This window comes from Nocardia sp. Marseille-Q1738, assembly GCF_965283145.1.
Genome location: NZ_CBDIMS010000002.1, coordinates 555,666 through 579,855, shown reverse-complemented (window position 1 = coordinate 579,855; position 24,190 = coordinate 555,666). Strand labels below are relative to the sequence as shown.

Here is a 24,190-nt window from a genome sequence, read left to right as displayed (position 1 = left end):
AAAGTGCTTTAAGCGAGTTTGGTGCTGGACATACCGGATGTCAAGCTGTGGTCGTGGGCCAGCGCGAAAGGGTGGAACGACGGCCGCGACCGGGCGGACGCAGCGCACGCGTCGTCGCGGCCGTGCGTCAGGCGACCCTCGAGCTGCTGCTGCGGCAGGGCTACGACGGCTTCGAAATTCCCGATGTAGCGCGGCTCGCCGGTGTCCATCCGACGACGATCCGTCGCCGCTGGCCGAACAAACAGGACCTCGTCGCCGACACGGTGCTGACGCATATGGACGAACAGATCCCCATCCCGGACACCGGCTCGCTGCCGGGTGACCTGACCCAACTGGTGAACGAGGTCGTGGCGGTGCTCGCCCGGCCACCGCTACTGGCGCTGCTGCGGGCCCAGGTGGCGCTGGTCGACTCCGCGCCGAGCGTACGGGTAGCGAGTCGCCGATTCTGGACGGCGCGTTTCGAGGGCTCGGCCGCCATCGTCGAGCGTGCGATCGCGCGTGGCGAACTTCCGGACGACACCGATCCGCTGGAGTTCAACGAGACGGCGATCGCACCGGTCTATCTGCGCATCCTGGTCACCGGCGAGCCGGTCGACGACGGCTTCATCCGCAGATCCGTCGAGCGAACCCTCCGTGCTTTCGCAAGCCGCTCGAGCGATCTCCCGTAGGCCCGAGACCGCGTCGGCACGACTACGCGGGTCGATGTGCTGCGATGTCGACCGGTGTCCGCAACCGCGGCGTGTCGGTGGTGCGGTGACGGACCGGCTTCAACAGCGGAAACAGTTGCGGGCCAAGGTTCCTGGCAGGATGTGGTGATGGCCGATCAGAGCCTGCGGCGCTCGCCGCGCAGCAAAGTTTCCTCGACCTATGTTTTGGCCGCACTGGTGGGCGCGGGTGTAATCGTGCAGTCGCAGCTGGTCTCGGCGGTCGGCGCGTCGGCGCGTCTACAGACCGCGATGACGGTCTTCGTCGGTGTGTTCGTCCAGGCTGTGCCGTTTTTGATGCTCGGGGTCATGGTCAGCGGGTGTATCGCGGCGTTCGTTTCGCCTGCTGTGCTGCGGAAGGTGCTGCCCCGCAATGAGCCTGCGGCGATCGGTGTCGCGGGGTTGGCCGGGATGGCGTTGCCCGGTTGTGAGTGCGGTGTGGTGCCGGTGGCTCGCCGGCTGATCGATCAAGGTGCGCCGAGTTCGGTAGCGCTGGCGTTTTTGCTGTCGGCGCCGGCGATCAACCCGGTCGTGCTGGTCGCCACGGCGGTCGCGTTTCCTGGCGAGCCGGGGATGGTCGGGGCGCGGTTCACCGGCTCGCTGGCGACCGCTGTCGTGATGGGTCTGGTGTGGTCGCGGATCGGGCGTCCGGGCTGGATGCTGCCGCACCGGGGCGGCCATGATCACTGCGTGACCGGCCGAACTCGCTGGGAGGTCTTCACCGAGGCGGCGCGGCATGACCTGTTGCAGGCGAGCGCTTTTCTCGTGCTCGGCGCCGCGGCGGCGGCGGCACTGCGGGTACTGGTTCCTCCCGCCTGGTACGAGCGATTGGCCGGGCAGATGGTGATCGCGATCGTGGTGATGGCGGTGCTGGCCCTCGTGCTGGCCCTGTGCTCGGAGGCCGACGCGTTCGTCGCGGCGAGCATGTCGAGCTTGCCGCTGCTGCCGCGACTGGTGTTCCTCGTGGTCGGCCCGGCGGTCGATGTGAAGCTGTTCGCCATGCAGGCCGGGAGTTTCGGGCGGCGTTTCGCAATCCGGTTCTCGCCATTGACCTTTGGGGTGGCCGTACTGTGCGGCACGGTCTCGGGGTACCTTTTTCTCGGGGGTGCGCGATGAATCGAGAGACGCAGAACCTGCTGCTGCTGTTGATCGGTGGCGCGGTGCTGTGGACCGCGCTCGACGGCAGTTACCTGCGCTATGTGAAGCCGGGTTTGTTCCCCTTCTTGGTGATCAGCGGCGTGGGCTTCATCTTGCTCGGGCTCATCGCGATCGTTCGCGATATCCGGCGAGGCGAGGGTTCGGCCGACCACGGGCACGACAACGGCCGAGCACAGTGGCTGCTGCTGGCACCGGCCGCCGCGCTGCTGCTCATCGCCCCACCCGCGCTGGGCGCCGGTGCCGCGACCACCGCATCCCCGGTCCGGGTGGCATCACACACTTCGGCGGATGAGCCGGAAATCCGTCCGTTCCCGCCGCTTCCGGACGAGCCCGCGCCGACCCTGACGATCTATGACCTGGTGAATCGGGCCGTACTCGACGCCAACCATTCACTCGACGGCCGCGAGGTGACCATCAGCGGCTTCGCCCTCGGCGTCGAGGACAGCGGACAACCGCGGCCGCCCGGTGTCGATCTCGACTTGGCGCGCGTGCTGATCACCTGCTGCGTCGCCGACGCCCGATACATCTACGTCCACCTGTCCGGAATAGCGGAGCCGATCGCGGACGACACCTGGCTCGAGGTTCGCGGCGTCGTCGCCCCGGGCAGCGCCAACGAAGACCCCGACCGGACACCCACCCTGGTCGTCACCGATTTCCACCGGATCCCTGCCCCGGATCGCCGATACGAGCACTCCAGGTGAGAACTGCCAGGTTCCCGCGGCGCCACCCCTGGTTCATCCGGCACTGATCGAGCATGGGGGGGCGCCGTGCACTCGACCGCCCCCGCTTTCCCCGATGGCGTACGGGCTAGGCGAACGACTCCGGTGATCGGCCGCAGGCTCCGATGTTCGCCCGGCGCATGGTGTCAGTAGACATACACCACCGCGTTTTCGCCGCCACTGCATGTGACGAGCTGACCTTCGCTCTGGCAGTTCATCGTGTAACTCCGGCCGGTGACCGGACTGGTCGCGACCACCGTGCGCGGTGCGTCGCGGGCTGTGTTCTGCGCAGTGCCGACTTCGGCATAGGCCCTACGCACCTCTTCGGCGAACGCACAGCTGGTTACGGCGGTACCCGCCGCCGACTGGGTGAACGCCCCGGCCACGGCTTGGCCCTGGCCGCAGGGCTTGGCGCCCGCGGGCAATGTGACCGGTGTCGGCTTGGCCGAGCTGGACGCGGCCGACGAGCTGCCCGGCGGCCGGGTGGGGCTCACCCCCGGAGTCGGCGTATCGGACTGTCGTCCGGCGGAGGTCGCCTCGACACCGCCGGAGCCGAGCGACTGCCAGGCGATCGCACCGCCGACGGTCACCGCCACGATGGCGAGCACCGCGACCATGATCGGCAGCGCGATGGAACGTCCGGGGCGCGAAGAGTAAGCGGCATCGTCGTAGTCGTAGTGACCGTACTCGGGGTCGTCGCGACGCGACGGGTAGTCGGCATGCGCCGGATAGTCGCCCCGTGGTAGGTAATCGACCTGCGACTGGTCGTCGCCTTGTGGCTGATCGCCGGTATGCGCCGGATAGTCGGCATTCGGCGGAGAGTAGGCCCGTGTCGGGTAATCGGTAAGCCCCGCATAGTCGCCCTGCGGCGGGTAATCACCACGAGCCGGAGGGCCATCCAACGGCGGATAGTCGGTACGCACCGGGTAGTCACCCCGCGGTGGATAGTCGGTGCGGGTCGCGTGACCGTCCGGCCTGGCTCGGGCGGGGGCCAGGTATTGGGTCGGCGCCGCGGAGTCCTGTGGGATTGGATATCCGGACGCGTCTTCCGAGTCGCGCGGGCCGGGCAGGAGACCCTGATCCGGATACTGCTCGGTCTCCGGATAGTTCTCGGCTCCCGGATGCGCAGGAGTCTCGGCGAACGCGGAAAAGGCCGGTGCCTGCGAAGACATCTCCGAATACGCCTGCACCGTGGTGGTTTCCGGGTACGCCTGCACAGCCTCGGGAGGCGTGCCCACGCCTGGAGCCGGGTTCTGCTCCGATGAGTACTCCGCATAAGCCTGCGCGGCCCCAGACGATTCATGCGATGCATAACCTGCGTAACTGCCGGGATACGGCTGCGCCTCGGGCGCCGAATGCCCGTGTGCCTGCGTATATCCCGCCGACTCCAGATATGCCTCTGTCTCCGGGTACAAGTGTGCGTCCGGGAAGGGACGCATCGGAGGCAGTCCCCCCTTGGGCGGGGACGGCGCGCTCGCCACCAACGGCGTCGGAGGCGGTTCGTCCGCCGACGGAAGGGGCGTGAACTGGGTCTCCGTCGGCCGCACGACCGTCGGCGCACTGGGGTGGATCACGGCGGCGACCGACAGCTCACCCGTCGATTCCGGCGAAACCGCCGCACCACTCGCGGTCGGCTCACCTGCCCGCTGCGCTCGGTCGGGCGCGCGCACCACGAGTATCGGACCGGTGGATGGCGCCGGGGCGAGAGCGGCTCGGGCGGCCGCGGCCAATGCGGTCGCAGTCGGGAAGCGAGCGGCCGGGTCCTTGGCCATGCCGCGGGTGATCACCTCGTCCAACGCGGGCGGAATCCCGCGCGCTTGCGCGCTCGGTCGCGGCGGCGGATCGGAAATATGCGACTTGATCAGCACGTTCATGCTGTTCGCAGGGAACGGCGTTGCTCCGGTCAGGCATTCGTGCAGCACACAGGCCAGCGAGTAGACGTCGGCGCGGCCCGTTACCGGCCCGACGTCGAAACGCTCCGGGGCCATGTAGATATACGAGCCGACCGCCATGCCGACCAGGGTCACCGCGCTGTCGCCCTCGGTGTGCGCGATCCCGAAATCGGCGAGATACGCGAAATCCTCGTCCGTGACCAGGATGTTCGCCGGCTTCACGTCGCGGTGCACCAAGTTGGCCGCGTGCGCGGCGTCCAGCGCCGAGGCGATCTGTTCGATGATGCCCACCGCGCGAGCGGGAGTCAGCGGCCCCTGGCCGCGCAGCAGAGTACGCAGGTCGACGCCCCGCACCAGCCGCATGTCGATGAACAAGACACCGTCGATCACGCCCCAGTCGTGGATCGGGATGACGTGCGGCTCGTCCAGCCGGGCGGCGGCCTGCGACTCGCGCCGGAAACGCACTTGGTACATCGGGTCTTTGGCGAGTTCTTCCGACAGCAGCTTGACCGCGACGAACCGGTCCTTCAGCGTGTCGTAGGCCTCATAGACCTCACCCATTCCCCCCTTGCCCAGCAACGACCGCAGTTCATACGGCCCGAACCGCGTGCCGGTTCTCGGCCCGGACTCCTGCACCCGTCATCCTCCACATCCCGAGCAGGGATCGCACACCAGGATCACGCGATCCGCGACCGGAGCCCACCCGTCAACGAGTGGATTCTCCGGGTGTCACCACTCCGTGGTCAAACGCGAACACGATCGCCGCGGCCCGATCCCGGAGTTCGAGCTTACCGAAAATATGTCCGACATGGCTTTTCACGGTCACTTCCGAGATGCCGAGCTCGCGAGCGATTTCCGCGTTCACCCGGCCGCGACCGATCAATTCGAGCACCTCGTACTCGCGGGCGGTCAGTTCGGACAGGCGAGCGTCGGATCGGGTGTTCACCGGCCGCACCGTGCGGTAGGCCGACAGCACGCGACCGGTGACCGACGGGTCGAGCCAGGCTCCGCTGCCCGCGACCGTCCGCACCGCGCGGATGAGGTCCTCGGCGGGTGAGTCCTTGAGGATGAATCCGGCGGCACCGGCTCGCAGCGCCCCGGACAGCAGCTGGTCGTCGTCGAAGGTGGTGAGCACCAGCACCGGCGGGGCGCCGTCGCGCGCCCGCAGCATCCGGGTGGCATCGATGCCGCCCACACGCTTCATGCGCAGATCCATGAGCACGACGTCGGGATGGAACTCCGCGACGGCGGCGGGCACCTCGTCCCCATCGGCGCATTCGGTCACCACGAATCCATCGCGCCGGCGCAGGATGCGCCGCAGACCGCCGCGCACGAGTTCCTGATCGTCCACCACCAGCACGGTCACGGCGACTTCCCCACTGGCGGGAGATGGGACGCTCACGACTCCGCCTCGCTGGCGCTCGGCTCCGTCGTGCGCGAGGGCGCGCTGTGTCCTCGGTTCACTCGCTGACGCTCCCTCACAACTCCGCCTCACCGGCGCTCGGCTCCGTCGTGCGCGAGAGCGCGCTGTGTCCTCGGTTCACTCGCTGACGCTCCCTCACACACCCTCCCGTGGTGTCGGCGTGGCGCCGGGCAGTATCGAACACGAGAATCCGCCGCGACCGGGTGCGAGCGGAATGCCTGCCCGCACCGACCAGCCGTCGCCGGTCGGGCCGACCGTCATCCGGCCGCCGAGCAATTCGGCGCGCTGCCGCATGCCGGAAACACCCATTCCCGCGCCGCGTTGTGGCGGCACCCCGGCGGGCAGGGTGTTGTCCACCGTCAGCGTCACCATTGCCGCGTCCACCGCGATCCGGACGGAGGCGGACGCGCCGGGCGCGTGTTTGACGACGTTCGCCAGCGACTCTTGACCGATCCGGTACAAAGCCAGCCCGACGGCGGGCGACACCGCGCCGAGGTCGCCCTCGCATGCGTAGCGCACGTCCAACCCGGCGCGCACGAAGTCGCCGACCAAGTCCTCGATGTCCTCCACGCCCGGTTCCGCGACCTGCTTCCAGGGCCGCGCGTCGAGCAGGCCGACCGTGCGGCGGATGTCGGCCATGGCCTGCCTGCCGAGTCGCTCCGCGTCGGTCAGCGCCTCCACGGCCTCGTCCACGTCGCGGTCGGTCTGCAGCGCGTGCCGTGCGGCGGTGAGATGCAGCAGGGTGATGCTCAGCGAGTGCGCGATCACGTCGTGCACCTCGCGGGCGATCCGGTGGCGCTCCTCGTCGGCGGCTTGCGCGGCGCGGATGTCCTGGTAGCCGCGTTCCTGGTAGAGGAAGCGGCGCTGATACTGCATCATCAGCCCGGCCATCCAGCCGAACGCGATACCGACCAGGTAGGTCGGCAGTCCCTCCGGCACGTGGTGTATCGCGTCGAACGCAACCAACTGCAGCATCATCGCCACCGTGACCGGAATGCTCACCCGTTTCGGCGCGATCGCCGCGATCTCCCCCGCGGCGGCCACCAGCACGAACGGCGCGAAGTCGGCGCTGACGGGCTGGGCGAGGAACAACGCTTCCGCGGCCATGGCCAGCACACCGAGCAGCAACGGGCGGGGCATGACGCCGAGAAACGCGTACAGCGGCCCGAAGGCATAGGTCAGCAGCACCGCGATGATCGGAAGCGCGGTCGGGAAGTAATCGTGCCGCTGCACCGCGGCCGCGATCGCGACGACGAGCACGGCGAGATCGATGCTGATGATGACCGATGGCGGATAGTCGAACGGAAGCTGCTCGACATTGCGCCGGAACGCCGCCACCGGATCGCGCCCGAACTCGACGCACCGCTGCCTGGTGCGCAGCAGCGCGGCGCGCACGCGCCCGGTTCGCGGCGCACCGGGCGGTGCTTCGGAGACGCCGGTCACACCCATTCTGTAAGGCTAGCCGCCGCCCGCGAGGCGGTACATCGTCCCGCGAGCGGGCCGCCCCTCCTACCGTGGTCGGAGACGTATTCGGGTCCCTGGCACGACGACAACGCGACCTTCGCGTCCGTAACGTGAGCGGTAGTTCACCGACGGAAGGCGAAGGCCATGTCCTGGACAGAACAGCACGCTCGAACCGACATCGTGCACACCGTGCTCGCCCGAGCGGCGATCAATCCCGCCGGTCCCGACTTGTTCGCGGGGATCCCCGATCTGGAGCGGCTGTTCGGTGGCCAGGAAGGGTTGCTGCTCACGCTGCGCTATCGGTGGAAGATCCATTTCGATGCGAAACTCGAGCAGGGACTCACCGAGGTCGAGGCATACCTCGAGCTGGCCGCCGAACAGCCGGTGCTGCGCGCGGTGCTCGACGCACAGTATCGTCGCCGCAACCACGCGTCGGAGGCCATGGCGCGGTAACGCGCGAGGAACGAAGAACTGTTGATCGACCGAACGAAACGGGGGACAACGATGTCTGATCCGGCGATGCTGGAGTTATCGGGCGTGACGAAGGAGTACCGGGTCGGCGGTCAGACCGTCCGCGCACTCGACGAGGTCGGCTTGCGTATCGAGGCTGGTGAATTCACCTCGATCATCGGGCCGTCCGGTTCCGGCAAGAGCACCCTGCTGCACCTGCTCGGCGCGCTGGACACTCCCGACGCGGGCTCGATCCGGTTCCGGGGCGAGGAGATCGGCGCGCTCGACGAGGAGCAGCAGTCGCGGTTCCGGCGCCATCAGGTCGGTTTCGTCTTCCAGTTCTTCAACCTGCTGCCCACGCTGTCCGCATGGGAGAACGTGGCGATCCCGAAACTGCTGGACGGCACCGGTTTGCGTAAGGCCAAGCCGCGCGCGCTGGAGCTGCTCGACCTGGTCGGCCTCGCCGAGCGAGCCGAACACCGGCCCGCCGAGTTGTCCGGCGGTCAGATGCAGCGTGTCGCGGTGGCGCGGGCGCTGATCATGAACCCGCCGCTGATCCTGGCCGACGAGCCCACCGGAAACCTGGATTCCAAGACCGGCGCCGCCATCCTCGAGCTGCTCGGCGAGATCGCCGAATCGGGCAATTCGGTGGTGATGGTGACCCACGACATGGGCGCGGTGACCTACTGCGATCGAGTGATCACCCTGCGCGACGGCCGGATCGGCTCCAACGACAGGGTCGAGCGGACGGTCAACGCATGAGTGAGCGCAGCGAGCGAATCATCGGCACAGCGGGCACCGCGCACGACGGAGCCGAGCGTCAGCGAGGCGCAGTCGTGAGGGGTCAGGCCGGGAGGCGGCAGCGAAGCGTGACCACGGAGGGCCCCGCTCACGCGAGAAGGGACACCGCATGATCGGCGCGGCGTGGGATCGCCTGCGGCTGTTCAATATCGGCGAGTTGCTCGCCCATCGCGGCCGCACGCTGATGTCGCTGGTCGTGATGGGTGTCTCGGCGTCGCTGCTGGTCGCGGTGCTGAGTATCTCCGGATCGGTGACCGGTTCGGTGGACAAGCTGACCCGCGGCCTCGGCGGCAAGGCGCAGCTGGAGGTCACCGGAGTTACCGACGCGGGCTTCGACCAGCAGGTACTGCGTCAGATCACGACCACTCCCGGTGTGGCGGTGGCGGTGCCGATGTTGCGGATGCAGCTCGGCACCGGCGCGGACCGTGCGCTGCTGATCGGCGCCGACTCGACCATCGGCGCGCTGGGCAGCGAATTGACCGCTCCGATGAGCGGTTTCGCGGGAAAGCTGCTGTCGGTACCGAACGGGGTACTGGTCGGCGCGGCGCTGGGTCGCTCCGAGGGTGAGCGGTTCACGCTGGGCGCCACAACGGTCACGGTCGCGGGCGTCCTCGACGAGCAGACGTCCGGGAATCTCAACGGCGGGCACCTCATCGCGGCTCCGCTCGGGCTCGCGCAGAAGATCACCGGGCGGGCCGGGCGGCTGGATTCGGTGCAGATCATTCCCGCCGACGGCGCCGACCTCGGGCAGCTGCGCGCGGCGGTGACCGCCGCGGTGGACGGTCGCGCGGTGGTGGCCGAGCCGAGCTTGCGCACCGCGCAGGCGGGCGGCGTGGTGCAGATCGTCCGGTACTCCACCACGATGGCCTCCGCCGCCGCGCTGATCGTCTCGGCATTCCTTATCTACAACGCGATGAGCATGGCGATCGCCCAGCGCAGGCCGATGCTCTCGCTGTTGCGGGCCATCGGCGGCAGACGTGGGCCGATGGTGCGTGATCTGCTGGGCGAAGCGGCGCTGCTCGGCGTGCTCGGCGGCGCGGTCGGCGCGGTGCTGGGCGTGTTCATGGGCCGGATCGCGATCGGCGCCCTGCCCACCGCGATCGTGCAGTCGGTGGAGGCGCGCACCGAGTATCTGGTGCCCTGGTACGTGATTCCGTTCGCGGTCGCGGCGTGCGTGTTCACCAGTGTGCTCGCGGCGTCCCTCGCCGCGCGCCAGGTGTACAAGGTCCAGCCCATCGAGGCGCTGGCTCCGGTGGGAGTGGGCCGAACGGATACGGCGAGCCCGCTGCTGCGGTGGCTCGCCGTGGCGCTGGGCGCCGGACTGGTCGGCGCCGCCGTGCTGGTCGCAGGCAGCGATCTCGGCCGCTATTCGCTGACCGCGATCTCGATCTCGTTCGTCGCCGCCATCCTGCTGTGTTTCGGCGCAACCGGTCCGATCGTGCGGGCCGCCGCCGGGATCGCACGCTGGTTCCGCGCCCCGGGCGCGCTCGGCGCGACCACACTGGAACGCGCGCCGCGCCGCGTCTGGGCTACGGCTATGACGGTGATGATCGGCGTCGCAGCGACCGTCGGCATGGGTGGCGCCTCCAGCAACATGATCGATTCGGCCACCGTGACATTCAAGGATCTGGCCAAGAACGACGTCTACGTCAGCCCGGCTTCGATGGCGCAATTCCCGACCGGGCCGCTGCTGCCCGCCGATCTGCCGGACAAGCTCGTCGCCGTGCCCGGCGTCGCGCATCTGAGCCCGGCGCAAATGGCGTTCGCCACGCTCGGCAGCAGTCGTGTGATGCTGCAAGGATTTCCGCCCGATGCCAGGGAAACCCGCATGCGGATGCTCACCGACGAGAACGTCGCCCGGCTGTCCGCCGGGGAGGGTGTGGCGATCTCCCGTGACGTGGCGCGTTCGCTGGGCGTGAGCGCGGGCGCGGAGCTTACCCTGCCGACGCCGACCGGGCCGCGCACCGTGCGAGTGCTGCAAGTGATCCCGTACTTCTCGGCGATCGCGGGCGTGGTGATGATGGACCTGGATTTGATGCGCGCCTGGTACGAGCGGCCCGGCGAGACGGTGATCGCGGTCGACATCGAACCCGGCGCCGATCGCGCGGCGGTGCTCGCGGCTATCCGCCAAGTGGTGCCACCGGAACTGAACGTCGACACCGGCGCGAATACTGTGGTGGCCGCCTCGTCGAGCATTCGGCAAGGCATGGTGATGAGCAATGCCATCCTCTGGATCGTGGTGCTGGTGGCCACGGTCGCGCTGCTCAACACATTGATGCTCTCGGTGCTGGACCGCCGCAGGGAACTCGGGGTGTTGCGCGCCATGGGAAGCGGGCGCAAATTCCTGATGCGTTCGGTGCTCGCCGAGGCCGCGGGCATCGGAATCGTCGGGGCGGTACTGGGTTTGCTTCTCGGCGCCTTGGTGCAGTATCTGGCGTCGGTCGCGATGGGACACGCCTTGACCATCGACGTCGCCTATCAACCGAGCCCGATGGTGCTGGTCTACGGCGTGATCGCGCTGGCGCTGGCGCTGCTCGGGTCGATTCCGCCCGCATTGCGAGCCGCCCGGCTGCCCATCGTGGAGGCGCTCGCCGTCGACTGAGCTCGTTACAGCGGCAGGTCGGCGAACCAGTCCTCGAATTCAGCGGCGGGTATGCCGAATCCGGAGGTCGGGATGCTGTCGGTGAGCGTCACCGTGGCGAACAGCAGGTAGCTGGATCGGGCCGGATCGTCCTGGAAATCGACGACCAGGAACCCGTCCGGCAAACCACTGCCGGACTGCCACCGGTAGGTCGAATACGACTTGCCACTGTTGCGTTCGGTCGCGGCGGTGTTGGACGGCAGGTCGCGTACCGCCGCCTGCGCGTCCTGCGGCGACTTGAAGGCGATGAGGACGTAATCGGGCTCGTTGATCGGTGTGCCCCAGCAATTCCAGGCCGTTGCCCAGTTCGGGAAGTCGGGCACACCGTCGGCCGCGGACACTTTGTCACCCGGTTCGGCCGTGTTGAGAAAACAGGTTTTGTCCCGGTATCCCGGGCCGGAGCCGACGTTGTACTTCGTCTCCACACCTTGCGGCAGCAAGTTCGGGAACGCCTTGGCGAGCGTCCCGGCGTCGGCCGGTCCCGTGGGCGCCTTGGTGCCGAGATCCAGTGGAGACGCGGAGTCGGAATTGGAGAATCCGACCTTCGCGGCGACGATGCCGACGCCGCCGAGCAACGCCACCACGATCAGCACGACCATCACGATCACACCGGTATGGGAACGGCGTTCGGGCGGATAGCCGGGTGGCTGGTGGGGTGAGTAGCCCATCGGCGGCGGCATATTCGGCGGAATCGACTGTGCCGCAGGATAACTCGGCGAGGACGCCGGATAACCGGGTTGCTGCGGCACCGCCGCGTAACTCGGCGGAGCCACCGCGGATGCTTCGGACAGTCCGGCGGTCGGATTCGAGGCGTACTGCGGCGGCGCGGTGTAGCCCGGGCCGGACCCCGCGGCGACATACGTCGGCGAACTCGCCTCCGGCCCGGGATAGGCCGGACTCGACGGCTGCGCGATGACGGTGGGCGCCGGTTGCGGCTGGTACTGCGACGCCACGATCGTCGGCGCGGGCGCGGTCAGCGCTTGCCGTGCGGCCGTGGCGAACTCGACGCAGGAGGCGTACCGGTCGTCGGGCCGCTTGGCCATCGCCTTCCCGATCACCGCGTCGAGCGCGGCCGGGAGTCCGGCGCGCACGGCCGCGACCGAGGGCGGCGGCAGCTGGAGATGGCCGCGGATGATCTCGGCCGGGGCGGGGGCGTCGAAGGGAGCGACGCCGGTCAGCAACCAGTACAGCGCGCACGCCAGCGAGTACTGATCGGAGCGGTGGTCCAGGTGTGCGCCGGTCATCTGTTCCGGCGAGGCGTAGGCGAGCGTCGCGGTGAACATGCCGGTCTGCGTGAGGTGAGTGGAATCCTCACGCAACCGGGCGATGCCGAAGTCGGTGAGGAAGACGCGTTCCCCGTGCCCGCCCACCGAGCGGGCCAGCATGATGTTCGCCGGCTTGACATCCCGGTGCAGCACGCCCATGCCGTGGGCGTAATCCAATGCGGCGGCGACGCCTTCGATGATCTGCACGGCCCGCTCCGGCGGCAGGCTCTGCGGATTCACCGTCGCCGCGTCCACGCCGTCGACGTACTGCATGGAGATCCACAGCTGCTCGTCCTCGGTGCCGCGGTCGTACACCGCGACGATGTTCGGATGATCCAGCTGCGCGGCCAGGTCCGCCTCCCGCTCGAATCGCGCCCTGACCTCTTTGTCGGCGAACAGCTCGCGGTTTAGCAGCTTGAGCGCCGTCTGCCGTGGCAGTCTCGGGTGACGGGCCAGATACACCGATCCCATGCCGCCCTGGCCGAGCAGCTTCTCGATGGTGAACCCGGCGAACACCGCACCGCTGTTGAGCAACACGCCCCCTTCAGGTGACCCACGGCCGGACGTGGACGTCCGGGCGCTCCGTACAGATCCTGGAGCCTACCGGGTGTCGCCGTGGCCACTGAGTTTCGAATTCTCCGCGAAAATCGGCGAAACTATGTCCCGAGATATCGTTCTCGCGACGCTGTCGCGTGTCGCGTGACGATGTCTCCCGCCCGGTCACCTGCCGGACGGGCCCGATCAGCTATTTTGCACCGCCGATGAACAGCGAGCACGCGCACGTGGTGGTGGGGAGGACTCGGTGGTGAGGTCGACCGGATATGGTTCGGTGCTGCGCGCTTCGGCGATGGTGGTGCTGCTCACGCTGACCTCCTGCGCTCTGTTTTCCGGCGAGGGGCCGGCCGCCGAACCGCCCCCCGTCGTCGTCGACACCGCCGGGACGTGGCGGCCGAATCTCGCGGTCTCCATGCCCGACTCGCTGGCCGCCGATTTCACTCAGCTCCAGCCGCAGCTGGCCGGACAGGTCGGCATGGCGATCATGCCCGTCGGCGGCGGCCGGATGACCATCTTCGGCGACTGGGTCAGCGGCATCGCGTGGTCGACGATCAAGGTCCCGCTCGCGATCGCGGCGCTGCGGCACGACCGGCAGGAAGGGATCCTGCACGAGGTGGAGGCCGCCATCACCTGGTCGGACAACGCCGCCGCCGATGCGCTGTGGCGGTCGCTCGGCGACGGGCTGGAAGCCGCCAAGGCGGTGCAGGACGTGATCGACGAAGCGGGCGACGCCACGACCGGTGTCGCGGGCCCGCGCACCACGCTCGACTACACCTCCTTCGGCGGGACCGAGTGGACGCTGGCCAACCAGGCCCGCTTCGCGTCCCGCCTGCCGTGCCTGCCCGAGACGTTCCACGTCACCGAGCTGATGACGGAGATCACACCCGAGCAGGCGTGGGGTCTCGGCGTGCTGGAGGGCACGGCGTTCAAGGGCGGCTGGGGGCCGGACGACGTGACCGGCGTCTACACCGTCCGCCAGTTCGGCCTTGTCCCGGTACGGTCCGGCATGATCGCGGTCGCGCTCGCGGCGCAGGCCGATTCCGGCACGTTCGACGACGCCACCACCATCCTGAGCCGGATGGCGCAGCTGCTCGGACGTCATCTCGACGAGGTGCGCGGCGGGTCCTGCCCGCCGCTGTGAGCACGGATCAGCCCGGAGTGACGAGGCCGGTCTCGTAGGCCAGGACGACGGCCTGGGCGCGGTCGCGCAGATTCAGCTTCGAGAAAACCTTGGATACGTGGGTTTTCACGGTCTGCTCGGCGACGAAGAGGGTCTCGGCTATCTCGGTATTCGACATGCCCTTGGCGATCAGCTCCAGCACCTCCCGCTCGCGCGGGGTGAGCGCGGTCAGCTCCGGTGCCGGCTTCGCCCGCGCGATAGTGCGGCGGCGGGTGACATCGGCGATGAGCCTGCGGGTGACGGTCGGCGCGAGTAGTGCCTGACCGTCGGCGACCACTCGCACCGCGCGGACCAGTTCCTCGGCGGGCGCGTCCTTCAGCAGGAATCCGCTGGCGCCGAGGCTCAGCGCCTCGTAGACGTAGTCATCGATGTCGAAGGTGGTGAGCATCAGCACGCGCACCGGCGGATCGAATCCGGCGGCCAGGATGGCGCGGGCCGCGTCCAGTCCGTTCATCTCCGGCATGCGCACATCCATCAGCACGACGTCCGGGCGCAGCCGCTTGGCCTCGGCCACCGCGATCTTCCCGTTCGCCGCGTCGCCGACGACACTGATGTCCGGCTGAGCCGCGAGCAGCGCTCCGAACCCCTGCCGCACCATGGCCTGGTCATCGGCGATCAACACGGTAATTCCCACCGCCCACCCTAATTGCCGCTCGCACACACGCGCTGTCCCGTTCACCCGCTGGACCGCACGCTTCCGCACCCCGCGAGCCGGGCGCCACCGCACGAATGCCGCTCGACCGTTGGAGCATCGCGGCCTCGGTGGCGCATCGCAGCCCGAGCCCGCTCCCGCCGTGCTCGGCTCCCGCTGCGCCGGGAAGCACTCGTGTTCATGGCCGCGTTCGAGCGTTCACCAGTTCTGATGCTGCCTGCGCAGGTGTGGTGCCGGCGCCGATGGTCGGTAGCGCGAGCGGGAGGCGGGCCCGGACTTCGAAGCCGCCGTCGGCGCGCGGACCGGCCGAGACGTCGCCGCCGACAGCCACTGCGCGGGCTTGCATGCCCGCGATGCCGTGGCCACCGTTGCCTACCGGGCGGGCGGGCGTGGCCCCCGGTCCATTGCCGACCGTGAACAGCAGGTCCGCGCCGCGCACAATGCGCACCTGGACCGCGGCGCCCGGAGCATGCCGGGAGGCGTTGGACAGCGATTCCTGGGCTATGCGATAGAGGGCGAGTCCGATGGTCTCGGGGATCGTGTCCAGCGCGCCCTCGACCGTCCAGGTGACGTCGACTCCGGCGCGCCGCGCCCCCTCGAACAGGCCGACCACGTCGGCTGCCTTCGGCTGCGGCGCATGCTCGGGCAGCTGGCCGTCGCTGCGCAGAACGCCGAGCATGCCGCGGATCTCGTTGAGTGCCTCGCGCGCCGTGGCGCCGATCGATTCGAACTCGGCGCGAGCGGCCGGGGTGACGCCATCGACCCGATAGGGCGCGGTCTGCGCCTGCACCACGACCAGGGACATGTGGTGGGCGACCACGTCGTGCAGGTCGCGGGCGATGCGGGCCTTCTCCTCCAGGATGGCCCGGCGGGCCCGCTCGAGTTCGTTCTCCTCCTCCTGGCGCACCAACTCTCGCCGCGACAGCGCCAGCCAGCGGATGAGCAGGCCGAACAGCACCAGCGCCGCGAGTGCGATCGGCCAGCCCCACGCGGCGTTCGCGAACGCCTCCCCTTCGCCGGGCATGGTCGTCGCGAACAACAGCGCCGTGGCCGCCCAAGCGACCACAACGATCTGCCCCTGCGCGCGCAGCGCCACCGCGAACAGCAGCACCAGCAGGCACAGCACGTGCACGACCTGGAACGGCAGCTCGTTGTTCGGCTGATGCGGAATGGCCAGCGCGATCACCAGCGCCGAACCCGCCGAGATCGCCCACCCCAACGCCGGATTGATCCGCGCGAGCAGCACCGGGAAGGCGGCCAGCGCCGCGATGAACGGCTGCGCGGCGGCGGGCACCGCGTGGGTCAGATGCAAGGTCGGCCAGGCCACCGAGTACCAGATCAGCGCGACCAGCAGCGCGCCGAGGTCGAACCAGGTGCGTGCGTCCAGTCGCCGCGCCCAGGCACGACTTGGTTGGTTCATGCTTTGTTCCTTTCGGCATGAGCAGGGCCCTCCGTGGTTACACTCCGCCGCCGCCTCCGGGCCTGACTGCTCATGCCTATGACACTAGAAACCCTCCAGCGACCGCGGCCTCATACGCAGGGATGATTTCGGTGCGGTACCCCGGTGCGACCCGGTACGGCGGCTCCCCCGGCGGCATGGCGCGGGAAACCTTCCCGGGCGTGAGGCGCCCGCACGAACCGGTTCCCTAACGTCTTCGCCATGAGCACACCGACCAGCGCATGGCCCGTGACTCGGTCCGCATCGGCCGCAGGAGCCCGGACCCGTTCCGCCACAATATCTTCCGCTTCCAGGCAGACGCGACGCTACGTGGCGCTGACGGCGACGGCGTTGACCACCATGGCGGCGACGGTGTTCCTCGCCCCCGCGCCCCGGGCCGCCGCGGCGTCCGCGCCGGTCGAGAGCACGCAGGTGAGTGCCGCTGTCGCCGAACTGACCGCGGGCGACCCCGGCGCGCTCGGCACCATCCCGCCGGACTTCGTCGCGTCGTTCGGCTACCGTCCGAGCGCCGTGGACGGCCTCGTCGTGAATCCACGGGGCGACTGTTCCTCGCCGGTGACCCTGCCCACCGAGTTCGATACCGCATGCAAGGCCCACGACCTCGGCTACGACCTGCTGCGCTACGCCGACCAGCGGGGCGAGCCGCTGGGGCCGTGGGCGCGGCAAGCCCTGGACGCGACGCTGGACCGGCAGATGCACCAGGCCTGCGCGACCCGGGTGGATCCGTTCTCCCGGGCCCGCTGCGACGCGATGGCGTCGATCGCGAACACCGCCGTCGATTTGAACTCCCGTCGCCAGGACTACGGCGCACCGGTGGTCGAGCACCTGCTCGGAGCCGCGGATTCCGATTCGACGGCGAGCTGGAAGCTGCTCGGAGTGCTCGGCGCCGGAATCGCCGGGCTCGGCGCCGTTCTCACCGTGCGCAACCGGCGGCGCGGGGTCGTGTTCGCGGTCGGTTCGGCGAATACCGCTGGAGTCTCCGGGATTCGGAGATGACCGCCCCCTTCCACCGGGCTGCCACACTGCCCGGGGCCGTGCGCCGGGTCCTGCCGCCACGGATCGGCACGACACTCGGGACCGGGATCGGCGTCTTGGCATCATTGGCGCCCGGGCTGCTGCCCCGTACGCCCAGCGCCCACGCCGTGCTGACCGGGCTCCTCGCGGCGATCACACTCGGCGTCGCGGGAGTCCTGCGCGTTGTCGGGCGACGGTTCGGTTTCGACATCAACCAACGCCAGGGCTGGGTGCGACTACCCCTGCTGATCGCGACGTCGGTACTGGTCGTGGGTGCGGCGGCGAACGCGGGTCACTGGCAGAACCGGCTGCGCGCGGCGATGGGAACGCCGCGGATCGGAACGGACTACTGGCTGCGGTGCACACTCGGCGCCGCGCTGATCATCGGGCTGTTCGTCGGCGCGACCCGCTCGATCGCCTGGGCACTGCGCAGGCTGGGCTGGGCGCGGGGAGTATCGCTGACCGCGGTCGTGGCGATTCTGCTGTATCTCGTCGGCGCGCCCGCTGTCGTCGGGTGGCGGGATTCCGTGTATGCCAGCGCCAATGCCGAGCTGGATCCCGCTCTCGTACGGCCGGTTTCGCATAACGGCTCGGGTAGCACCGCGTCAGCGGTGAGCTGGCCGTCGCTGGGCGCCGAGGGACGCAAGTTCGTCAGCGACGCGCCGGTGCGGGCCGTGCGGGTCTACGTCGGGGTGGCCTCGGCGCCGGACCTGGACAGCCGCGTCGCCTTGGCGATTCGGGAACTGGAGCGTTCCGGCGGCTTCACACGCTCGCATCTGGTCATCACGGTGCCGACCGGGTCGGGATGGATCGATGCGAACGCCGTCGCGGGATTCGACCAACGCTTCGACGGTGACGTGGCGCTGGTCGGCTTGCAGTACTCCTACCTGCCGAGCTGGGCGACGTTCGTGTTCGGCCGCGACGCCGCGGTGACCGCCGCGCGCAGCCTGTTCACCGCCGTGGAGAACCACCTCCGAGGCCTCACGCACAAGCCGAAGCTCTATGTGTACGGCCAGAGCCTCGGCGCGCTGGGCGGCAACGCCGTCTTCGCCGACGACGCCGACCAGGACAACCGGACCTGCGCGGCGCTGTGGGCCGGACCCCCGGCCAACCACGTCCACCGCGGCGGCGCGACCGTGCTGGCCAACACCTCCGACCCGGTGATCCACTGGTCGCTCACACAGGTGTGGCGCGCGCCGGACCTCACCGGCGCCCGGGTCGACGCCCCGGTTCCCCAGTGGCTTCCGCTGATCAGCTTCGCGCAGACCACGGCCGACCTGCTCGCCGCGCTCGACGCTCCTCCCGGTCACGGCCACCGCTATGGGTTCGACCAAGGCACCGCCATGGGCGGCTGCTGATCGGTTCGCCCGGCGCATCCACCCATCTTCCATAGAACGTGTTCTAATTCCTCCATGGCCTTTGTCATCGACCTTGCCGTCGACATCGATGCCCCCGCCGAACTGGTCTGGCAGGTGATCACCGACTTCCCCCGCTACGGCGAATGGAATCCGTTCGTCTCGGAGTGCCGCAGCTCCCTGATTCCCGGCGAGCCGATCGACATGCTCGTCCAGGTCTCCGGTTCCAGCCCGCGCAAACAGCGCGAATGGATCCGCTCCCACACGCCCGGCCGCGAATTCAGCTACGCGATGAAACCGGTTTCCCTGGGCGCGCTGCACAGCCTGCGTTCACACACCGTGACGCCCCTCGCGGACGACCGCACCCGCTACGAGTCGCACTTCGAACTCGGAGGATGGTTGCATCCCGTGGTCGTCGCGCTGCTCGGCAAGAATCTGCGACGCGGCTTCGAGGGCATGACCGGAGGCGTCCGGAAGCAAGCCGAGTCGCTGCGAACCCCCTGAGAGGGCTCCGAATCCACCCACGCACGTGCCCTTCGGCGCGCCGGCCACTGGCGCCGGAATACGCGACCGGAGGTGTTCACGCGCGCAGAGATGCCAGCGCCGCATCGAGGGCCGCGTCCGCATAGGACTCGGTGAGTCCGCCCAGGCCCAGTGACCACCGCATTTGGATCGGGCCGAGCAGCAGATCGATCGCGAGTTCCAGGTCCAGTCCTGCGCGGAGTTCACCCGCGTCGACGGCGGCGGCGAGGCGGTCGGCGATGGCGGAGCGCTGGGGCAGCAAGAGGCGTTCGCGATAGGTGGCGGCCAGTTCCGGATCCTGCTGGATCTCGATGTACATGGCGCGAAGGAAGGATTCGTACCCGGGGTCGGTCAGCGCGGCGATCGAGCCGCGCAGCAATGCGCGCAGATCGGCCGCGACGGCGCCGGTGTCCGGCAGGGCGAGACCCGCTGGGCCGGAGTCGGATTCGAGCATGGCGTCGAAGACCACCGCTCCCTTCGACGGCCACCAGCGGTAGATGGTCTGCTTGCCGACACCCGCACGGGCCGCGATGGCTTCGATGCTCAGTTTCGCGTACGGCAACTCGCGGATCAGCTCGGCGGCAGCGGCGAGAATCGCGGCGCGGGCCCGCTCGCTGCGCCGCGCGGCGGTGGGTGTGTCGGGCATGCCGACACCATAGCAGTCAACGAGACGAAACGTCTCGTCTTGACAAGACGCTGTTCCACTCGGCATAGTCGCAAACGAGACGGAGCGTCTCGCCACGAAAGGATCTTCCGTGACCAGAACCTGGTTCATCACCGGCGCCAACCGCGGACTCGGCCGGGCATTCACGACGGCCGCGCTCGCCGAGGGCGACCGTGTCGTCGCGACCGCGCGGAACCCGGAGTCCATGGCCGGGCTGGCCGACGACCGGCTCACCGTGCTGCCCTTGGACGTTCGCGACCACGAACGCGTGACCGCCACGGTGGACAAGGCGTTCGCGCTGATGGGCACGATCGACGTGATCGTGAACAACGCGGGCTACGGCCTGGTGGGCGCCGTCGAGGAACTGACCGAAGCCCAGATCCGCGATCAGATGGACACCAATTTCTATGGCGCCCTTTGGGTTTCGCGAGCGGCCGCACCGCATTTGCGCGCCCAGGGCTCCGGGCACATCGTGCAGATCTCCACGGTCGGCGCCGTGGGCAGCCTGCCGCTGTTCGGCATCTACAACGCCAGCAAATGGGCGTTGGAAGGTTTCAGCGCCGCACTCGCCGACGAACTGCGTCCGTTCGGCATCCGGGTCACCCTCGCCCAGCTGGGCGGCTTCGACACCGACTGGGCCAAGTCGAGCATGCGGTTCGCCACCGGCATTCCGGCCTACGCGGACCTGCGCACCACGATCCTCGGCATGCCCGACTATCCGACGGAAGCACCCGCCGCCACCGACGACCCGCCGACCGCGCAAGGACCCGAGCCAGCAGACGATCCGGGAGAACCCGCCGCTGCCCGAGACGAATCGGCGACGGATGCCGACGCGCCCGGCACCGAATCCGAGTGGATCGAGGCACCACCGGAAGTCGGCGCCGCGGGCCTGATCGCGCTGGTGAACATGCCGAATCCCCCGCTTCGCAAGGTCATCGGCCCAGGCGCGCACCAGATGGTATCGATCGCACTGGACCAACGACGCCAGGACTACGCGACCGACCCCGAATTCACCTGGCCCGTATAGGTGCGGCTACTCCCGCACGCCCAGCCTCGCAAAGCTGCTCGGTTCTCCGCATCCCCCGCTATCTGTGCGAGGAACCAAGCGGCTTTGCGAGGACCAGAGCGTCAGGCGATGGGACCGCGCGCAGCTTCGTAGGCGGCGCCCACCCGGTAGAGGCGGTCGTCGGCGAGGGCGGGAGCCATGATCTGGAGGCCGACGGGCATGCCGTCGTCCTGGCTCAGGCCGGACGGGACCGACATGGCCGGGTGCCCGGCCAGGTTGGTGGGCAGGGTGCACAGGTCCGACAGGTACATGGCCAGCGGGTCGTCGACCTTCTCACCCAGCTTCCACGGGGTGAACGGGCTCGTCGGCGAGACGAGCACGTCGACCTGCTCATAGGCCTTGTCGAAGTCGCGGGCGATGAGCGTACGCACCTTGAGCGCCTGGCCGTAGTAGGCGTCGTAATACCCCGCCGACAGCGCGTAGGTGCCGATCATGATGCGCCGCTTGACTTCCGGGCCGAACCCGGCCGCGCGCGTGGCCGCCATGACCTGCTCGGCGCTGTGCTGCCCGTCGTCGGCCACGCGCAAGCCGTAGCGCATGGCGTCGAACCGTGCCAGGTTCGACGACACCTCCGACGGCATCACCAGGTAGTAGGACGCCAGCCCGTATTCGAAGTGCGGGCAGGACACTTCGACCACCTCGGCGCCGAGATCCTTCAGCACCGCCACCGCGGCGTCGAACGAGGCGAGCACGCCCGGCTGGTAGCTGTCGGAGTGCAGTTCCTTCACCACACCGATCTTGACCCCGCGCAGATCGCCCTGCGCCCCCGCGCGTGCGGCGGCCACCACCGGCGGCACCGGCACATCACGGGACGTGGAATCGCGCGGGTCGTATCCGGCGATCACCTCGTGCAGCAGCGCGGTGTCCAGCACCGTCCGGCCGCACGGACCGCCCTGGTCCAGCGACGACGCGCAGGCGACCAGGCCGAAGCGGGACACCGTGCCGTAGGTCGGCTTGGTGCCGACGGTCGCGGTGACGGCGGCGGGCTGACGGATCGACCCGCCGGTGTCGGTGCCGATGGCCAGCGGCGCCTGGTTCGAGGCCAGCGCGGCCGCGGAACCGCCGCCCGAGCCACCCGGGATGCGGGTGGTGTCCCACGGGTTGCGGGTCGGTCCGTAGGCCGAGTTCTCGGTGGAGGAGCCCATCGCGAACTCGTCCATGTTGGTCTTGCCGAGGATCGGGATGCCCGCGGCGCGCAGCTTCGTGGTGACCGTGGCGTCGTACGGCGACACCCAGCCCTCGAGGATCTTCGACGCGCACGTGGTGGGCATGTCCGTGGTGGTGAATACGTCCTTGAGCGCCAAGGGAACTCCGGCCAGCGGCGAGGCGGGCGCGGCGCCCGACGCGATCGCGGCGTCCACCTCCGCCGCGGCCGCCAGCGCCTGCTCCGGCGCGACGTGCAGGAAGGCGTGGTATTCACCGTCGACCGCGGCGATGCGATCCAGATGCGCCTGGGTGACCTCCACCGAGGACAGTTCCCCGCCGTGGATCTTGTCGGCCAGCTCGGCCGCCGACAGCGTGGTCAGGTCCTGCCCACCCGTCTCCCGGCCGCCGCCCCCCACGGAATCGCTTCGCGATGCTGCGTTCATTCGGCCTCTCCCAAAATCTGCGGCACCATGAACCGCTGCTCGTCCACCGCGGGTGCGCCGGACAGCGCCTCCTGCGGGGTCAGGCCGGGCACCACCTCGTCGGGGCGGGTCACGTTGGCCGCCGGATTCGGTGACGCGGTGGCCGGGACGTCGGCGGCGGCGACCTCGGAGATGGTCCGCACGTGGCTCAGGATCGAATCGAGCTGTCCGGCGAACTGATCCAGCTCGGCGTCGGACAGGGCGAGCCGGGACAGCCGGGCGAGGTGTGCTACCTCGTCACGGGAGATGGCGGGCACCGCGGGACCCCTTTCGGCTTGGGTTTGAACAGGTCACACCGGCTCCGCTCGCAGCGGACGGCGTTCAACATGCACAACACGCTATAGCGTGTATGACATGCTCATAGCTTAGTGGGAGCAGCCGGACGTCCTCCGTCGCAGCCCTGCCCGGGCCGAGCCGAGGCGAGGCATCCGCCTGATCATCGGCGACGGCCGACCCCTCCGGCGCCGGTGCTTCATGCGTCCGGGCGGGCCATCCACGCCGAGCAGGCAACTGGCAACCACACCGGCATCGCGACACGAATGCCCCAAATAGCCCGACACGCCGCTTGCGCTCGAATCTTCCCCGTGGCGTGTGTCACTGGACGCACTTCGACTCGATAACCGGCCCGTAGGGGTGTAATTATTGCGTTACCCGGGTATCCGTTCAGAACCTCGGCCGCCCAAGGAAAGGAACGCACGTGTCGTATCTACTCCGCGTGCAACTTCCGGATCGACCGGGAAGCCTCGGCGCACTCGCCCTCGCACTCGGCTCCGTCGGAGCCGATATCCTGTCGCTGGATGTGGTGGAGCGCGGCGCCGGCTACGCCGTCGATGATCTGGTCGTCGAGGTGCCCGCGGGCGCACTGCCCGACACCCTGATCACCGCCGCCGAATCGATCGGCGACGTGCACGTGGATTCGATCCGCCCCTATTCCGGCGTGCTCGACACCCACCGCGAACTCGAACTCATCGATCATGTGGCCAGCGCACGCGACGACCGGTTGCAGGTGCTGGTCGACGGTGTGCCACGGGTGCTGCGGGTCGGCTGGAGCACGATCATCGACGTCGGGCCGCAGGGCGCCTACCGGGTGGTCGGAAGCCCGAGTGCACCGCAGACACAGGCGGGTTCGGCACCGTGGATGCCGCTGGAGAAGCCCACCGTGCTCGATCCCGAGGCCGACTGGGTGCCGCAGATCTGGCGCGATATGGACACCAAGCTGGCCGCCGCCCCGCTCGGCAACACCGGCAAGGTGCTGCTGCTCGGCCGGCCGGGCGGCCCCGACTTCCGCCCCTCCGAGGTGGCCCGGCTCGGTTATCTCGCGGGGATCGTCGCGACCGTCCTCGGGTAGTTCGGACCGACGCTCACCGGCCAGGGCCGCACTTTCGTCGCCGTGCCCCACGTCTTCGACGAGTCGACAGCGCCCGTGGGGCCGATGTTCCGCACGGGATACGGATGCCCGGGCGCGTACCCAGGAGCTCATCGCTCACGACTCCGCCTCGCTGGCGCTCGGCTCCGTCGTGCGCGACGGCGCGCCGTGTCCTCGGTTCGCTCGCTGACGCTCGCTCACGACTCCGCCTC

General features: G+C 69.2%; 21 protein-coding genes. 12 read left to right on the top strand and 9 right to left on the bottom strand.

Annotated features, from left to right (window positions below):
* Positions 1–53: 53 nt before the first annotated feature.
* From ACWPXK_RS11045 to ACWPXK_RS11035, 3 genes are all read left to right on the top strand, one after another.
* Positions 54–668 (top strand): TetR/AcrR family transcriptional regulator, encoded by a 615-nt coding sequence (locus ACWPXK_RS11045; RefSeq protein WP_454195970.1) that lies wholly within the window; start codon positions 54–56, stop codon positions 666–668.
* Between the two features lie 147 nt (positions 669–815).
* Positions 816–1,820, top strand: coding sequence for a permease (locus ACWPXK_RS11040; RefSeq protein WP_454195969.1), 1,005 nt, complete (start codon positions 816–818; stop codon positions 1,818–1,820).
* Positions 1,817–2,563 (top strand): TIGR03943 family putative permease subunit, encoded by a 747-nt coding sequence (locus ACWPXK_RS11035; RefSeq protein WP_454195968.1) that lies wholly within the window; start codon positions 1,817–1,819, stop codon positions 2,561–2,563. Before ACWPXK_RS11040 ends, ACWPXK_RS11035 begins: the two co-directional genes overlap by 4 nt.
* 164 nt (positions 2,564–2,727) lie before the next feature.
* Here ACWPXK_RS11035 and ACWPXK_RS11030 read toward each other — a convergent pair whose 3' ends face one another.
* The 3 genes from ACWPXK_RS11030 to ACWPXK_RS11020 form a co-directional block, all read right to left on the bottom strand.
* Positions 2,728–5,109, bottom strand: a complete 2,382-nt coding sequence (locus ACWPXK_RS11030) for a protein kinase domain-containing protein (RefSeq protein WP_454195967.1) — start codon at positions 5,107–5,109, stop codon at positions 2,728–2,730.
* A gap of 70 nt (positions 5,110–5,179) precedes the next feature.
* Entirely contained in the window at positions 5,180–5,833 is a 654-nt protein-coding gene (locus ACWPXK_RS11025; protein ID WP_454196413.1) for a response regulator, read from the bottom strand.
* Positions 5,834–6,031: 198 nt separating this feature from the next.
* On the bottom strand, positions 6,032–7,345 hold the full coding sequence (locus ACWPXK_RS11020) for a sensor histidine kinase (protein WP_454195966.1): 1,314 nt from the start codon (positions 7,343–7,345) through the stop codon (positions 6,032–6,034).
* A 159-nt stretch (positions 7,346–7,504) separates the two neighbouring features.
* Between ACWPXK_RS11020 and ACWPXK_RS11015 the strand changes: the two genes are divergently transcribed.
* From ACWPXK_RS11015 to ACWPXK_RS11005, 3 genes are all read left to right on the top strand, one after another.
* Complete coding sequence (locus tag ACWPXK_RS11015; RefSeq protein WP_454195965.1) at positions 7,505–7,813, top strand: hypothetical protein; 309 nt, start codon at positions 7,505–7,507, stop codon at positions 7,811–7,813.
* A gap of 51 nt (positions 7,814–7,864) precedes the next feature.
* A complete protein-coding gene (locus ACWPXK_RS11010) occupies positions 7,865–8,572 on the top strand; it encodes an ABC transporter ATP-binding protein (protein ID WP_454195964.1) in 708 nt (235 codons plus the stop codon).
* A 148-nt stretch (positions 8,573–8,720) separates the two neighbouring features.
* A complete protein-coding gene (locus ACWPXK_RS11005; RefSeq protein ID WP_454195963.1) occupies positions 8,721–11,213 on the top strand; it encodes an FtsX-like permease family protein in 2,493 nt (830 codons plus the stop codon).
* 5 nt (positions 11,214–11,218) lie between these two features.
* Here ACWPXK_RS11005 and ACWPXK_RS11000 read toward each other — a convergent pair whose 3' ends face one another.
* Entirely contained in the window at positions 11,219–13,054 is a 1,836-nt protein-coding gene (locus ACWPXK_RS11000) for a protein kinase domain-containing protein (RefSeq protein ID WP_454195962.1), read from the bottom strand.
* Between the two features lie 265 nt (positions 13,055–13,319).
* Here ACWPXK_RS11000 and ACWPXK_RS10995 point away from each other — a divergent pair, with 265 nt between their 5' ends.
* Positions 13,320–14,213: a hypothetical protein gene (locus tag ACWPXK_RS10995; protein ID WP_454195961.1), complete on the top strand. Its 894-nt coding sequence runs from the start codon at positions 13,320–13,322 to the stop codon at positions 14,211–14,213.
* 7 nt (positions 14,214–14,220) lie between these two features.
* Here ACWPXK_RS10995 and ACWPXK_RS10990 read toward each other — a convergent pair whose 3' ends face one another.
* Positions 14,221–14,886, bottom strand: a complete 666-nt coding sequence (locus ACWPXK_RS10990; RefSeq protein ID WP_454195960.1) for a response regulator — start codon at positions 14,884–14,886, stop codon at positions 14,221–14,223.
* A gap of 196 nt (positions 14,887–15,082) precedes the next feature.
* Complete coding sequence (locus ACWPXK_RS10985; protein WP_454195959.1) at positions 15,083–16,324, bottom strand: sensor histidine kinase; 1,242 nt, start codon at positions 16,322–16,324, stop codon at positions 15,083–15,085.
* A gap of 240 nt (positions 16,325–16,564) precedes the next feature.
* On the opposite strand from ACWPXK_RS10985, the gene ACWPXK_RS10980 reads away from it, so the two are divergent.
* The 3 genes from ACWPXK_RS10980 to ACWPXK_RS10970 are packed head-to-tail and all read left to right on the top strand — an operon-like array spanning position 16,565 to position 19,236.
* A complete protein-coding gene (locus tag ACWPXK_RS10980; protein WP_454195958.1) occupies positions 16,565–17,359 on the top strand; it encodes a hypothetical protein in 795 nt (264 codons plus the stop codon).
* A complete protein-coding gene (locus tag ACWPXK_RS10975; protein ID WP_454195957.1) occupies positions 17,356–18,735 on the top strand; it encodes an alpha/beta-hydrolase family protein in 1,380 nt (459 codons plus the stop codon). Before ACWPXK_RS10980 ends, ACWPXK_RS10975 begins: the two co-directional genes overlap by 4 nt.
* A gap of 54 nt (positions 18,736–18,789) precedes the next feature.
* Positions 18,790–19,236 carry an SRPBCC family protein gene (locus ACWPXK_RS10970; RefSeq protein ID WP_454195956.1) on the top strand — a complete coding sequence of 149 codons (447 nt, stop codon included), beginning with the start codon at positions 18,790–18,792 and terminating at the stop codon, positions 19,234–19,236.
* Between the two features lie 76 nt (positions 19,237–19,312).
* On the opposite strand, the gene ACWPXK_RS10965 is transcribed toward ACWPXK_RS10970, so the two are convergent.
* The gene (locus ACWPXK_RS10965; protein WP_454195955.1) at positions 19,313–19,900 is read right to left on the bottom strand and encodes a TetR/AcrR family transcriptional regulator; all 588 of its coding nucleotides are present in this window, start codon (positions 19,898–19,900) and stop codon (positions 19,313–19,315) included.
* A 109-nt stretch (positions 19,901–20,009) separates the two neighbouring features.
* On the opposite strand from ACWPXK_RS10965, the gene ACWPXK_RS10960 reads away from it, so the two are divergent.
* Positions 20,010–20,945: an SDR family NAD(P)-dependent oxidoreductase gene (locus ACWPXK_RS10960; protein ID WP_454195954.1), complete on the top strand. Its 936-nt coding sequence runs from the start codon at positions 20,010–20,012 to the stop codon at positions 20,943–20,945.
* A gap of 101 nt (positions 20,946–21,046) precedes the next feature.
* Here ACWPXK_RS10960 and gatA read toward each other — a convergent pair whose 3' ends face one another.
* Both gatA and gatC read right to left on the bottom strand, forming a co-directional pair.
* Positions 21,047–22,573 carry an Asp-tRNA(Asn)/Glu-tRNA(Gln) amidotransferase subunit GatA gene (gatA, locus tag ACWPXK_RS10955; protein ID WP_454195953.1) on the bottom strand — a complete coding sequence of 509 codons (1,527 nt, stop codon included), beginning with the start codon at positions 22,571–22,573 and terminating at the stop codon, positions 21,047–21,049.
* Positions 22,570–22,869, bottom strand: coding sequence for an Asp-tRNA(Asn)/Glu-tRNA(Gln) amidotransferase subunit GatC (gene gatC, locus ACWPXK_RS10950; protein ID WP_454195952.1), 300 nt, complete (start codon positions 22,867–22,869; stop codon positions 22,570–22,572). The genes gatA and gatC overlap by 4 nt, the downstream gene beginning before the upstream one ends.
* A gap of 440 nt (positions 22,870–23,309) precedes the next feature.
* Here gatC and ACWPXK_RS10945 point away from each other — a divergent pair, with 440 nt between their 5' ends.
* Positions 23,310–23,960, top strand: coding sequence for an amino acid-binding protein (locus ACWPXK_RS10945; protein WP_454195951.1), 651 nt, complete (start codon positions 23,310–23,312; stop codon positions 23,958–23,960).
* Positions 23,961–24,190 lie beyond the last annotated feature (230 nt).

Coding starts and splice junctions, on each gene's coding strand:
- ACWPXK_RS11040 (WP_454195969.1), top strand. CDS start 816: ATGGCCGATCAGAGCCTGCGGCGCTCGCCGCGCAGCAAAGTTTCCTCG.
- ACWPXK_RS11035 (WP_454195968.1), top strand. CDS start 1,817: ATGAATCGAGAGACGCAGAACCTGCTGCTGCTGTTGATCGGTGGCGCG.
- ACWPXK_RS11020 (WP_454195966.1), bottom strand. CDS start 7,345: ATGGGTGTGACCGGCGTCTCCGAAGCACCGCCCGGTGCGCCGCGAACC.
- ACWPXK_RS11015 (WP_454195965.1), top strand. CDS start 7,505: ATGTCCTGGACAGAACAGCACGCTCGAACCGACATCGTGCACACCGTG.
- ACWPXK_RS11010 (WP_454195964.1), top strand. CDS start 7,865: ATGTCTGATCCGGCGATGCTGGAGTTATCGGGCGTGACGAAGGAGTAC.
- ACWPXK_RS11005 (WP_454195963.1), top strand. CDS start 8,721: ATGATCGGCGCGGCGTGGGATCGCCTGCGGCTGTTCAATATCGGCGAG.
- ACWPXK_RS10985 (WP_454195959.1), bottom strand. CDS start 16,324: ATGAACCAACCAAGTCGTGCCTGGGCGCGGCGACTGGACGCACGCACC.
- ACWPXK_RS10980 (WP_454195958.1), top strand. CDS start 16,565: ATGAGCACACCGACCAGCGCATGGCCCGTGACTCGGTCCGCATCGGCC.
- ACWPXK_RS10975 (WP_454195957.1), top strand. CDS start 17,356: ATGACCGCCCCCTTCCACCGGGCTGCCACACTGCCCGGGGCCGTGCGC.
- ACWPXK_RS10970 (WP_454195956.1), top strand. CDS start 18,790: ATGGCCTTTGTCATCGACCTTGCCGTCGACATCGATGCCCCCGCCGAA.
- ACWPXK_RS10965 (WP_454195955.1), bottom strand. CDS start 19,900: ATGCCCGACACACCCACCGCCGCGCGGCGCAGCGAGCGGGCCCGCGCC.
- gatA (WP_454195953.1), bottom strand. CDS start 22,573: ATGAACGCAGCATCGCGAAGCGATTCCGTGGGGGGCGGCGGCCGGGAG.